The organism is Vibrio sp. 10N.247.310.17, from assembly GCF_041466605.1.
Taxonomy (GTDB): domain Bacteria; phylum Pseudomonadota; class Gammaproteobacteria; order Enterobacterales; family Vibrionaceae; genus Vibrio; species Vibrio tasmaniensis_A.
Genome location: NZ_JBFSTC010000045.1, coordinates 26,140 through 38,654, shown reverse-complemented (window position 1 = coordinate 38,654; position 12,515 = coordinate 26,140). Strand labels below are relative to the sequence as shown.

At 42.4% G+C, this 12,515-nt stretch carries 14 protein-coding genes and 2 pseudogenes; 13 read left to right on the top strand and 3 right to left on the bottom strand.

Features of this window, described 5'->3' with window-relative positions; translation table 11 throughout:
* Window positions 1–145 precede the first annotated feature (145 nt).
* The 4 genes and pseudogenes from AB6D80_RS13715 to AB6D80_RS13700 all read left to right on the top strand — a co-directional run bounded on the left by AB6D80_RS13715 (window position 146) and on the right by AB6D80_RS13700 (window position 1,370).
* A complete protein-coding gene (locus AB6D80_RS13715) occupies window positions 146–700 on the top strand; it encodes a hypothetical protein (protein ID WP_372188792.1) in 555 nt (184 codons plus the stop codon).
* Window positions 701–711: 11 nt separating this feature from the next.
* Window positions 712–783 (top strand): annotated as a pseudogene (locus AB6D80_RS13710) (IS3 family transposase); the annotation flags it as partial.
* 9 nt (window positions 784–792) lie between these two features.
* Window positions 793–1,008 carry a hypothetical protein gene (locus tag AB6D80_RS13705; protein ID WP_372188791.1) on the top strand — a complete coding sequence of 72 codons (216 nt, stop codon included), beginning with the start codon at window positions 793–795 and terminating at the stop codon, window positions 1,006–1,008.
* Window positions 987–1,370, top strand: a complete 384-nt coding sequence (locus tag AB6D80_RS13700) for an O-methyltransferase (RefSeq protein ID WP_372188789.1) — start codon at window positions 987–989, stop codon at window positions 1,368–1,370. Before AB6D80_RS13705 ends, AB6D80_RS13700 begins: the two co-directional genes overlap by 22 nt.
* A gap of 336 nt (window positions 1,371–1,706) precedes the next feature.
* On the opposite strand, the pseudogene AB6D80_RS13695 reads toward AB6D80_RS13700, so the two are convergent.
* Window positions 1,707–1,924 (bottom strand): annotated as a pseudogene (locus tag AB6D80_RS13695) (IS110 family transposase); the annotation flags it as partial.
* Window positions 1,925–2,003: 79 nt separating this feature from the next.
* Here AB6D80_RS13695 and AB6D80_RS13690 point away from each other — a divergent pair.
* The 9 genes from AB6D80_RS13690 to AB6D80_RS13650 all read left to right on the top strand — a co-directional run bounded on the left by AB6D80_RS13690 (window position 2,004) and on the right by AB6D80_RS13650 (window position 7,704).
* Window positions 2,004–2,813, top strand: a complete 810-nt coding sequence (locus tag AB6D80_RS13690) for a class I SAM-dependent methyltransferase (protein ID WP_372188788.1) — start codon at window positions 2,004–2,006, stop codon at window positions 2,811–2,813.
* Between the two features lie 103 nt (window positions 2,814–2,916).
* A complete protein-coding gene (locus tag AB6D80_RS13685; protein ID WP_372188786.1) occupies window positions 2,917–3,255 on the top strand; it encodes a hypothetical protein in 339 nt (112 codons plus the stop codon).
* A gap of 143 nt (window positions 3,256–3,398) precedes the next feature.
* Window positions 3,399–4,073, top strand: a complete 675-nt coding sequence (locus tag AB6D80_RS13680; protein ID WP_372188784.1) for an HAD family hydrolase — start codon at window positions 3,399–3,401, stop codon at window positions 4,071–4,073.
* A 176-nt stretch (window positions 4,074–4,249) separates the two neighbouring features.
* Window positions 4,250–4,777: a DUF2867 domain-containing protein gene (locus AB6D80_RS13675; protein ID WP_371696148.1), complete on the top strand. Its 528-nt coding sequence runs from the start codon at window positions 4,250–4,252 to the stop codon at window positions 4,775–4,777.
* Window positions 4,778–4,984: 207 nt separating this feature from the next.
* On the top strand, window positions 4,985–5,533 hold the full coding sequence (locus AB6D80_RS13670) for a GNAT family N-acetyltransferase (RefSeq protein WP_372188782.1): 549 nt from the start codon (window positions 4,985–4,987) through the stop codon (window positions 5,531–5,533).
* Between the two features lie 184 nt (window positions 5,534–5,717).
* Window positions 5,718–6,170 carry a hypothetical protein gene (locus AB6D80_RS13665; RefSeq protein ID WP_372188780.1) on the top strand — a complete coding sequence of 151 codons (453 nt, stop codon included), beginning with the start codon at window positions 5,718–5,720 and terminating at the stop codon, window positions 6,168–6,170.
* A 110-nt stretch (window positions 6,171–6,280) separates the two neighbouring features.
* A complete protein-coding gene (locus AB6D80_RS13660; protein ID WP_372188778.1) occupies window positions 6,281–6,613 on the top strand; it encodes a hypothetical protein in 333 nt (110 codons plus the stop codon).
* Window positions 6,614–6,673: 60 nt separating this feature from the next.
* Window positions 6,674–6,955, top strand: a complete 282-nt coding sequence (locus AB6D80_RS13655; protein ID WP_009846780.1) for a hypothetical protein — start codon at window positions 6,674–6,676, stop codon at window positions 6,953–6,955.
* Between the two features lie 452 nt (window positions 6,956–7,407).
* Entirely contained in the window at window positions 7,408–7,704 is a 297-nt protein-coding gene (locus AB6D80_RS13650) for a hypothetical protein (RefSeq protein WP_372188776.1), read from the top strand.
* A 171-nt stretch (window positions 7,705–7,875) separates the two neighbouring features.
* Here the strand turns inward: AB6D80_RS13650 and AB6D80_RS13645 are convergent, their stop codons facing one another.
* Both AB6D80_RS13645 and AB6D80_RS13640 read right to left on the bottom strand, forming a co-directional pair.
* Entirely contained in the window at window positions 7,876–9,384 is a 1,509-nt protein-coding gene (locus AB6D80_RS13645; RefSeq protein WP_372188774.1) for an efflux transporter outer membrane subunit, read from the bottom strand.
* A gap of 2 nt (window positions 9,385–9,386) precedes the next feature.
* Entirely contained in the window at window positions 9,387–12,506 is a 3,120-nt protein-coding gene (locus AB6D80_RS13640) for an efflux RND transporter permease subunit (RefSeq protein ID WP_372188794.1), read from the bottom strand.
* Window positions 12,507–12,515: the final 9 nt, after the last annotated feature.

The following is a 12,515-nucleotide window of genomic DNA, read 5'->3' as shown; positions in this document are numbered from 1 at the left end:
TTATCGCCCAAACTGGTTAAATTTTAACAGTGACAACTACCCTGCCAGATAGGGGTTAGCTAGCGCTTCGCGCAGTATCGCCAACCATAATTTTCCTCTTAGCAAAGCGTTAGTTTTTTCAGGTGCTGAAGGTTTGGAGTGAATTTTGAAACAAAAACAAAAATTTTTGCAAAGCATCCCATCCATATTGTGTGACCCTGTGACTGGACTTAAAGCAAGTAATGAAACTGAATTAAGTGCATTGTTATCATATTACCATTCACGAGGTTCTGTAGATTGGAGTTGTGTAAATTTATATAAGCCTAAATCCGATAAGGGTAAATATCTTGCATCAGAATATATAGACAAATCTGCGTCATTATTTTGTGAATACCCTCTTTTTTCAAATGCAGAGACTGTAAATATTTGGGGAGGAATGCCAGCTGACTTATTATCTTTTTCAGAAAACAAAATTGTCTTAATTGAAAATAAGATAGGAAGCAAGTTTACAAGCGCTGGAACTCAGCTCATGAGGCAAGCTGAATATGTTGATAGCAGCCATTTTGATAATAAGGTATTAATAGTATTAACATCGAAGGTGTTTTTATCTAAAGGTTGGTACTTGGACGAGATGATAGCTGTGAAAGAAGCTTTTCCCGAGTTGCAGGTTTTTGGTATGCATTGGGAAGAAATTTTTAATGCTATAAGCTTAAAAAGCTAACAAGGCGCTAAGGAGTTTTGGTTAGCCGCAAGCGTGTGGGTCGGGTCATGAGAGAGCAAGGGCTAAGAGCTCGAAGCTACAAGGAAACGTATATGAACGAGACAACGGAAGTTTATCCCAAACAATATGAAGCAATATTGAAAGCCACACATGTAATTGGTTTTCCTCAATTATCAGAACTTCCGATAGGTTCATTTTTAGCTACTTTGGCTGCAAGTAAGCAATCGGGACACTTGTTGGAATTAGGGACTGGCACTGACTTTGCACGTCATGGATATTGCATGGAATGTCGGAGGATTCGAACTTAACAACGGTAGATAATTCGGCAGAAAATATAGATGTAGCTCGCCGTTATCTGGGTGAAGGCCCACGAGTTGATATTGTTTTATCTAATGGTGAGGATGTTATCGATCGAACCCTTCCACTGTCGGTTGACTTGATATTTGCTGATACTTGGCCAGGTAAATACCACTACCTAGATGAAGCTCTAGCTTGCCTAAAAATTGGTGGTTTTTACATCATAGATGATATGCAAATTCGTTCCGATTGGTCAGAGGAGCACAATGAAAAGGTTCGAACGTTAATAGATCACTTATCACAGCGAGCTGATCTTGTTGTTGCAAAGCTTTGTTGGTCAACAGGCATAGTGATGTGTGTGAAAGTGGCCTAACAAATAAGGATGAAGGTGTTGCGTAGCCAACACTAAATCCCAAGTGTTGAACAAACTCGAAGCCGGTTTATTTAGTAAATGGTACGATTGAGTACAAAGGGCATATCGCTTTGATACTTTTCTTAAGGCGAGCGAGTCCAAGATAAGGTTGCGATAGCATTCCTATCAACCAGTTAGCTATTTTTCGGTTCTTTCTTCGTCATATCTCTTCTGTTTTCGCTAATGCCATTATTGTAATTATCGATGCCTTTTCAGCTAGGTGGGTCGGCTCATTCCGAAACACGCCATGTATTGGTCTTACTTTTTTATCGCTAAAGGTGACTATGTCGTCGGTGAAATACTAGCGTCATGTCCTCGTTGATTGAGTGTTCTGCCCAATAATGTGCACCACCACACGCTTCAATGCCTATACGCATGAGTGGCATATTTGCTATTGTAGTCAGTAGTTTATAGCGAGTTACTGACTTCTGAAGTATAACTTTACCACCTGGGTCTACGGCATGAAGACTAAAGTGGTTTTTAGTTAGGGCGATACCTTTAAGTATCGTTCTAATAACAAATTTAAGTCGACTGTGTAGTGGTTGCGTTGTCAGCTACTTAACGCAGCGCTAACTGGCAAAGGGGATGTGAACAATGGAAGAATTGATAGCCCAATATACGGGTGCAAACGAAGATGAAAGGCTAACTCGGCAATATATTGCTCAGTTAGAGTTTGATACTACGATACATAAACTCACACCTTATTTACTTAAAGGAAAATCAGTATGTGAGTTAGGAGCAGCAACGGGGCGCTATTCCTTACATTTTGCGAAATTAGGTTGTGATGTTACAGCAGTAGAACTTGCGCCTGACCAAGTGAAGATTTTAAATACTAAAGCAAAATCTGAAGGTATAGAGTTAAAAGTGTTTGAGGGTAATGCTTGTGATGTGTCATTTATCGAAAGTAATTCTCAAGACGTTTGTGTAATTCTTGGGCCCTTGTACCACCTAAAAACTCTGCATGAAAGAGAGCTTGCGGTTAATGAAGCACTAAGGATTTTAAAGCCAAATGGTGTACTAGCCATAGCCTATATTTCACGTTTCTTTGTCGCTGGTATGTTTGCCCAACAATTTCCAGAGCTAGTCACTCCGGAGGTGCTTCTAGAGTTAAATAAACATGGCACGGTATCAAACGCTAAAGCCGATAGTTTTTTCAAGGTCGGGTATTTCGCAACGCCTAGTGAAATTGAAAATCTTGTAAACAAAAATGGGTTTGATGTAATTGGACACGCAGCAACAGATGGATTTGGACGTTACATATCTAACGGTGTTAATAACTTTACGCCATCCCAATATCAGACATGGTTAGATTATCATTTGGTAAATTGCGATGAAGTAAGCCTTTTGGGATCAAGTAATCATGGTTTAGTGATCGCTAGAAAAGCCAGTTCACAAAGCAGTTAAGTCGGATTCATAAGCGTGTGCCGATTCCGTTTAGCTTCATTATGGCACACGTTCACTCACAGTTTATTGGGACGTTAGCTGTTCTATTGGTATCAGAGGGAATATGTTTAAATTCGTAAGGTTGATAGTGCTATCAAATTTATTAGCACTGCTAGTTGTGGTTACTTTCGAGTATTTCACAGGCTATTTGAAACTAGCATTTTCTAGTGATTATGCGTTCTATTCAATGCTAATTCTTCTTGCTCTGGGTTCACTTTTGTCTTTTTCCGGTCATAAGGTCGGATATAGTGACCCTAGTAACATGGCTGGCGTTTCTGCTAGTTCGTTAATTGAAAACGAGTCTGCTAAATCAACCATTGTGATAAAATTAGAGAGTACGTCTGTTGGGCACAGCTTATTGCTCGCTAGTTTGTTGCCACTACTTTATTGCCTACTATCGTAGCCATCACCTAATAGATTGTTTAACTGGATTCCAAAACGCTCGGCACTTTTGTAATGGTCGGCTTTTGTGGGTAAGGTAGTCATATTAGTTTGGTTGCATTTTTCACTAGTTAACTAGGCTTATACGAGCTTGAAAAATATAACATGGAGAGTGAATTGAAAGATTACGAAGTTTATCTGTTCGATATGGACGGAACATTAGTAAATTCAGAGCCTTTAAAGGGCAAAGCGTTAGCATTAGCTTGTTTAGATTATGGCGCACACGTAGACCACAACATTTACAAAGATGTTATGGGGGAAAGTTGGCAGGTTGTAACGGGTCACTTTTTTGAAAATGCAAATATTGCTCCTGACTTAGAAGAGTTTAATTGCCACTTTCGAGCTTATTACGAACAGATGCTCAATGATGATCTTGAGCTAAATGTTGGGGCTAAGACTTACATAGAACAGTTAAAACTAGCAGGGAAAAAGTGTGGAGTTGTTAGTTCAGCAGCAACATGGATGGTTGATAATATTTTAACCTCGTTGCAGATAGAGAATGCTTTTGACCTTGTTATCACACAGGAGCATGTAACTAAGCATAAACCGGATCCTGAAGCCTATACTTTAGCTCTTGGTAGATTAGCGGCTTCACCTGGCCAAACAATTGTGTTTGAAGATTCCACAGCGGGTATTCGTGCTGGTAAATCTAGTGGCTGTGATGTCATTGCTGTTAAGCATAGCTTTAACGGTAAAAATGATCTAAGCGGTGCAGTTAAAGCAATCAGTACATATGAGGAATTGCCCCGTATAAAAAACGAGTATGAGATTAGTAATTAAGATCGAGTAACTGACTTTTAAGTATTGCCTTGCCATGTTGGTCTGCGGCATGAAGGCTAAAGTGTTTTTTAGTTAGAGTGATACCGCTGAAGTAAGAATCATCAGACATGTTACCTCCGGTGTAATCCCACTTAAGTGTGGCAGTTCCTCAGGAGGGGGAGTCCATATTATTCGCTATGGCGAATTGTCATCATCAAGGAGAGTTTATGTCTATACCCAAGAAGTCACTATTGAGCGAGTATTCCAAAAATTCATATTTCTGTGATAGCTTTTCGAAAAAAATAAAATACAACAACCAAACTGCTATTGAAGTATTTCTTGAAATAGCAACTCAAACACCGACTTGGATTGCATTTCTGATGTCTACGAGAAACTGGGTTGTATCGAAACTCGGTTTAAAAAATTTGGGTGGTCTACAAGATGTATCCCGAGATAAATTAGGTTCAGAATATGTAGTAGGCGAACGAGTCGGTATTTTTACACTGGTCAGTTCAACTGAGAATGAAGTTGTATTAGAAGACTGTGATAAACATCTTAATGTCCGAGTTTCTTTTCTTATTGAGCCTGAAGGAGAAACCGCAATTGTTCACGCAAATACCGTGGTTCATGTGAACAATGTGTTTGGCAAGACCTATATGTTCTTCGTTACGCCATTTCATAAAATAATAGTACCAAGCTCCCTGAAAGGGTTAGAACAGGCATAACAAATAGGGATTGAGTATGAATACGATACTTTAATTGGGCAGGTGAAAGCTATAAATCAAGAAATATAGCTAGTAATTTAAGCAGACAGTTAACACTTGGCCGTTGCCGTTGCAGTTCGGCTTTGCTTTAGTGATTTAGATGGTAGATTTGAGTGTATTTGGTTACGTTATTGGGCGTTAGCTTACAACGATGAAAAGGAACTTTCGATGTTTAAAATTGAGACAAAGCGGCTGATTATTAGGGATATGAACTCTAGCGATGAAAATGCCTTCGTGGCGATGTCTCAAGATGCTAAATATCAGCGTTTCTATGATGAAAGTGACTGTGACCCTATTAAATATAAAGAGTTAACCAACTTGTTTATAGCCCAGGCGTCTGAAGAACCAAGGAAATCATATCAACTCGCAGTTGAATATAAGAGCACAGGGCAGTTCATTGGTACTGTTTGTTTGCGTTTAGAAGACAATCAGCAAGCTTCAATGGGGTGTGCGTTTTCAAGATCGCATCAAGGTCATAAGTTAAGCAATGAAGCGGCTCTCGCTTTGGCTGATTTTGGTTTTTCAACATTGGGTGTACACCGCATTTATGCGGAGACAATCAGTAAGAATTTACCTGCCATTAAGCTTTGTAAGTCTTTAGGTATGCGTAAAGAAGCGCACTTTAGAGAGCATCGTTTTTTCAAAGGACGGTGGTGGGATACCGTAGTTCTGGCTGTTCTGCGATCCGAATGGGCCAAGGCATTACCAAGTAGCTAATGTAGATTCGGTGTGCTTTATAAACAAGGCTTAGAACATGAACAAGGTTATTCTGCTTTGATACTTTGGTTAGGTCGTATCAAGGTAATGCTACTTGGTTTTGGGGAATCTGCTTTCATTACTTGCCACGATTATTGAGAAAGGCCACAGTAAGATAGCTGTTGGCTAGGTAATTGGTTGTTCGTTGTCCATAGGAGATATAACTGTGTTTTATAGTAAGGAATACAACAAGGGGTTGTTGCTCATCCTTGTTTCGATAGGTGCTTTCATTGTCATTACGTCTGATAATAACTCCGGAACATTCATCGCTCACGCCATCAACGGGTTAATTGCTTTGCTCTTTTTCTCCATGACAATTGAGGTCAAAGGCAATGCATTGAGCTGGTATTTCGGTTTTGGTTTTTGGCGTAAGAATGTAGAAGTGTCAGACATAACGGAGACATCGTTTTATCAAAGCAAGTGGTATCAAGGTATTGGCATCCGCATGTTGAGCGATGGTTGGTTATATAATGTATCGATAGGTTCAGCGCTGAAGTTAAGCCTAAGCAATGGAAAGCATGTTTACATTGGTTGTAAGGATACAGACGGTTTAAATGCGGCCTTGAAAGCTGCTAACGAACAGATAACTCAAAAGTGATTTACGAGGCTTGGCACTTTTCGTTTAAAGTTTGACTAATGTTTAAGGTCGTATGGTTTTGGGGCAGTAGCGTTGCTCGGACCATAAACGTGAGGTTGACAGGGAGAGTTATGAATCAACAAGAAGCCTTTATAGGTTTTGCGGTTTATGGGCTTATCAGTAGCTCAATTGGCTTTTTTACGTTTTTTATTATCAAAGGTGCGAAGTACAAACAAACATTGTGGACTTTGCAGTCTGTTGTTTTTGGTGTCTTCTCGATTGGTTTTATCTATAGCTCAGGTGGTAATGGGTCAGAATTATTGGTCTGGGTTCCGCTGGTTATCTTGACGTCTATTTACAATATCCACTCATTGAAATTTTGTGTTTCTTGTGGAAAAACTAACGTAAGAAAAAGAGGATTATCATCCATAAAATCATGTAGTGGATGTGGTAATGCTTTATAGTAAAACTACGATATACCAGACGTTTGTTCATTTTTAGTTTCAGCCTTAAAAGGAAGTTGTATGAATTTAGATAAAGCTAAAAAACGCATCGCAAAGCAGGTTAAAAAAGGCGACAACGGATACCCAAAAATCACGCTAGCGTATTACGGAACGACAAAAGATCTCGCAACGGAAGTTTCGGTTCAATTTATGTTGGGTGAGAGCGATGGTGTTCAAGAGGAGCGTTTCTCTTGCGAAACAGAAATTCGAGATAATGAGTTAATCCAGACAACGTTACTCAAGATAATCGAGCGAGCGAATGTTAACTCAGTGATTGAAGTTGAAGGCGTGACGGTTCTTTAGTTTGCTTTGAGTCTAAGCGTTTGTTTATTAATGTCGGTTTGGAACCTAATTCAGTCAGCGAACTTAGGTTATAACGAAATTGTCTATATACGTGCTTAAAGGAATAGGGAAATGCAAGAAAATGACACTGTATTACGATGTGGAAACTGTAATAAGAAAACTTCACACATCAGGTTAAGCGCGTCCGAAGTGAAGTTAAAACAGCAGGAGAAAAACACCCTCAAGTCACGAATTCTAAATATTGCATTCGGCGTGTTATTGGGTTCACATAAATCAAAATCAAAAATTAGCTACTTCAAGTGCTCGGTTTGTCATGCTGAGTATGATGATAGCGAAAGCGCTCCCCATGGTTGGGGCTAGTTGGCCTTGTTACTATGAACTCACTTCTCAACGTTTATCGTGAAGATTTGCAGATTATTGGTATGATGTTTCTATAGTCTTCGAGAGGTTTTATGATGTTGAAAATGACAAGTAGTGTACTTGCGGTGTGTTTATTCGGTCTTAGCGTGGGAGCTAACGCTTCGACACTCGAAGAGTGTGCCAAACTCCTTCCTGACGGTCACACTTATAAAGTAGAGATCATTTTAGACGTAGATAAGACTGATAAGGAGCCAACGGTTACTGGTAGTTTTGGGGTGACGGGTGGAGCCGATGCGCCTGAGACTTTCGATATTGGTGATTTTGTCGAGTGCGCAGGCCCTTTGATCAAAACCGTAGACACAGATAGCAACGATGCATCTAATTCCTAGTCACTTGTTATCTTGTTGGTAAGCTCATTAGCCAGTTAACGAATTCATAAAAATACCGCCGTAATCAACGGCGGTATTTTTTATTACGTTTATTACATCATTCACCACAGAACCACAGAACATTCAGCACAGAACCACAGAACATTCAGCAGAGAACATAGAGCAGAAAGACTAGTTAACGTGAGCTAATTCGACACTCTGCGTTTCGTTCGCCACTTTCCAATCTCCACCTAAGGCTTTATACACCGCAATCGTGGTGTTGGCGGTTTGAAGCTTGGCGGCTACTTGGCGATCTTGCATCGCTTTTTGTTGTCTTTGTGCGTCTAACACCGACAAGTAATCGACTAGCCCCGCTTTGTATAGCGACTTTGCCTTGCTCACCGCGTTATCAACGGCAAGGGTAGCTTCATCGATGCGCTTTTGGTTCTCTTGGCTACGGCCATAGGCAAACAAGCTTGAATCGACTTCTGCAAAGGCGCTGTCGACCGAGTGTTGGTAGTTAAGCGCTGCAGAACGGAACCTTGCTTCGTTCATTTCTACCATGGCTTCGCCTCGGCCACCATCGAATACATTCCAACTGATACCGGCAGATGCAGCCCAACCGAATGAGTCGCTACTGAACAGATCATCAAAGCTTCCAGCCGTCACACCTGGCGTACCCGTTAGGAAGAACTTTGGATAGCGATTAGCAATGCTTGCACCAAGTTCTTCGTTAATGGCTGCCATTTCGCGTTCTGCGATTCGGATATCTGGGCGTCGTTCTAATAAGTCAGAAGGTAAGCCTGTCGGAATTACATCGTTCATTCGCGGAAGGGTGAATTCACCGACTAAACGTTGGTTTACGCTCGTGAGTGATTCGCCTAACAACACCGCCATACGTTGTTTGTGAACTTGCTCTGCTATTTCAAGTTGAGGAACAATAGATTCAGTCGCCGCAAGCATGGCTTTGGCTTGAGCAAGATCTAACTCAGACCCGTAGCCGCTGCGAACCACTTTGGTGACCAATTCTAAAGTCTGCTTTTGGTCGGCAATGTTCTCTAGTGCGATCGCTTTTCGCTCCTGAGCGCCACGATATTGTAGGTAGTTGTGAATGACATCGGCAGTGATCAAGGTATTCAAACCCGATTGGAATATCTCGGCTTGTTCAACTCGAATCGTCGCCGCGTTGGATTGCTTGTCGATACGTCCAAACAAGTCCATTTCCCACGCGATGCTTGCGCCTAAGAACCCGCCATCGTGTTGCGCTTCCAATAACGACATGCCCGTCGCTGATTCAACCGCATCAGAGGCACCAAATACCGGGCCGAGTAGGGAGTCGTTCTCGCTCAATTGGTAGTTGTAATAACCGCCACCGACATTGATTGTCGGAACTTTGAATGATTCAACAACGCTTTTGTATGAGTTCGCCATGTTGATTCGCTCGGCGGCCAATTTAAGTGGGATGTTTTGGTTTTGAACATCGGCTACTAACTGATTGAGCGTCGGGTCATTGAACTGTGTCCACCAATGATTGTGCTGTTCGTTTTGGCTCACGCCGTCTTGGTTCACATCACCTTGGCTATATAAGAAGGTCTCAGCCATGGTGGTTTGAGGTTCTTCGTAATCGGGGCCAACCGCACAACCTGTCAGCAAGAAGGCAAGAGCAATAGGAGCCACTTTAAACTTCGTTAATGAATACATGTTTATTGCTCCTTGTTGAATGAAGTTGTATTGCCGCTGTTTGAAGGCTGAGGTGTTGCATCAAGCACAATCACGGCGTCTTTGATTGCTTCTGCTACTGTCTTTTTTTCTTCAGTTCGATAGAAAAGCTTGTACAGCGCAGGCATCACAAACAGAGACAACACGGTTGCTGCAGCTAAGCCACCGATAATGGTTGCCGCCATCTGGTCAAACAGTAGGTCGCTTAACAACGGGATCATGCCAAGTGCTGTAGTCAGTGCCCCCATTGAAATCGCCATTGTGCGGTTCACGGTTGCTTCTTTGATGGCGTCAGATAGTGAGCGCCCGTTCTTACGTTCAAGTTCTATTTGGTCCATCAATACAATGCCGTTTTTGATGATCATACCTGTTAAGGTTACGGCGCCAATCAATGCCATAAATCCGAATGGTTTATCCAATAGCAATAAGCTGAATGTGGCACCCGTCGCTGCTAGCGGTAGGGTAGTGAAGATAATCACGGGTTGTTTGAATCCGTTAAACATCGCCACCAAGATGATGATCATTAACAAGATTGCTTTAGGTAGCTGTTTAAGAATATCGCTGACGGCTTTGTGCTCGTCGTAATATTCGCCACCCCATTCAAGGCTATAACCATCAGGCAAATTAATCGCTTCAATTTGATCTTTGATTGAGTTCCTCACCGCTGCTGGTGTGGTGTAACGACCAACACCTGCTTGTGCTGTGATGGTTTTTACACGGTCACGGCGCCAAATCATGGTTTCTTCGCTGCTTAATTCAAATCCATCGACAACTTGGCCAAGTGGAACACTGTGGATGCCCAACAGAGATCGTACGGGCAACGTTTCCAATGACTGAATCGAACTCTCTGTGCCTCGCAGTTGAATTGTGACCAGTTCATCGTTTAAGTTCATACGACCCAAAGGCATGCCTTCTGAAGCTCGCTTCATCGCGAACGCAATATCCGCACGGTTTATACCTGCAGAGCGCATCTTTTCTTGGTTGATGACAGGCTCAAATACTTTACTTTTCTGTCGCCAGTCGTCACGAACGTACTTGGTGTCCGGGTGTACTGCGAAGATTGCTTTTGCTTGCTCTGATAAGCCATGTAAGACCTCGACATCAGGGCCTGAGAAACGAGCTTCAACGCTGAATTTATCCGCCGTCGCCAATTTTAAGCTTCTAAAGCGAGGGTCTGCGTTCGGAAACTCTTCCATTAACCATTTATCACCGCGTGCAATCAATGGGCTTAGTGACGGAAAATCAGTCGCATTAATCAAAATCTGACCATAGGCCGGATCGAACGGTTCTGGCTCTATAGTCACTGAGAAGCGAGGAGCACCTGCGCCAACATAGGTTGAAATACTTTCGACTTCCGGCTGTTCCAACAACCATTGTTCGATTCGCTTCATGTCTTCAGAGGTTTGTTCAACCTTGGCACCGTTCGGCAGCCAGTAATCTAGAAATAGGATCGGTCTGTCGGCTTGTGGAATAAAGTTAACGGCAATGTTCGGGATAGCTAATGCAGTCACTAATATCAACGGAACCAAAGCGCTCAATGCTTTAAGCGGATTATCGACAGTCCAGTTGACACTCTTACGGTATAAGCTGACTTTGGTGTTATCAGCTTGCTTGGTTGGCTTGATGAAGAACCAACACATCAAGGCCGTGAAGGTCATCGCGACTAGCCAAGACAGTAACAATGACGACGCGATGATAAGGAATACCGAGCTTGCGAACTCAGCAGCATCGGTTTTTGAAAAAATTACAGGGCTCGCACCCATGATAGCGATAACTGTCGCACCAAAGAGTGGTGTTGCTGTCTCTTTAACAGAGTCAATCGCGGCTTTAGTGCGGTCGATGCCTTTGTTGATTTTCACAATCATCATGTCGGTGATGACAATGGCGTTATCTACCAACATGCCGAGGGCAAGAATGAAGGTACCTAGCGAAACTCGGTGTAAGTCAATCGAAGTCATGTTCATGTAGATAAGCGTCAACAAGATAGTCAGCAGGAGGCTCGAACCGACGATGGTTGCACTTTTTAATCCCATGAATACCGACAAGACGATAAAGACAATCGCGACACTTTCTAATAAGTTGCTTACGAAGTTGTCGATCGATTTCTGAACTTCTTCAGGTTGGTTAGCAACTGTCGCAATATCAACACCTAGTGGTAAGGTTGTTTGAAAATCGTTGACGATCTGATTGATTTCATCACCAAGTGATACCACGTTAACACCGGTGACTGGGCTCATCGCTAATGTGACTGCAGGTACGCCGTTGTAGCGGTTTTCTGTCATCATTGGCTCTTGGTAACCCATTGTGATGTCAGCGATATCGCCTAAGCGAATTAAACTGGTTCCCAATTCACTTACGCCGCCTTTGATCATCAGGTTTTTGATGTCGTCTAACGAACTGAACTCACTCGACTGTTGAACTCGGATTCGCTCAGTACCTACTGAAAACTTACCCGCATCAAACGTCATGTTTTGCGTATTCAACTGCGACCAAACTTGTGTGATAGATAGGCCGTATTGCGCCAACCTTTCATCTGGGATATCGATATGAACAACGCGTGGTTGAACACCATGCAGTTCAATCTTCTTAATACCATCGACGGTTTTAATTCTGCGTTGGAGCTCTTCTGCGTAACGTCTTAATTCTGCAGGCGATGCATCATTACTATGGATAGAGAAAAGCATGCCGTAGACTTCAGAGAATTCGTCTTGTACGACACTGATCTGTGCAGTCGAAGGCAGTAACAGCTTCATGTCAGATACTTTGCGACGTAATAAGTCCCACTCTTGAGGAAGTGCTTTTGAATTGAGAGACTCTTTTAGGTCGACAAATACCATCGACATGCCGGGGCGCGATAAAGATCGAAGCCGATTAAGTGTCGCCATTTCTTGGAGTTTGGTTTCGACGGTGTCGGTGACTTGTTGTTCCACTTCTTCCGCAGAAGCGCCAGGGTAGAGCGTTACAACGACGGCCGTCTTTATGGTGAAGCTTGGGTCTTCAAGTTTTCCAAGCTCAAAATAAGAAAACAGGCCTGCGATAACACTCAGTGCAGTGAAAAACAGGATGAAGGTGCGTTGTTTGATTGCAAAATCAGCTAGATTCATCATTGTTCA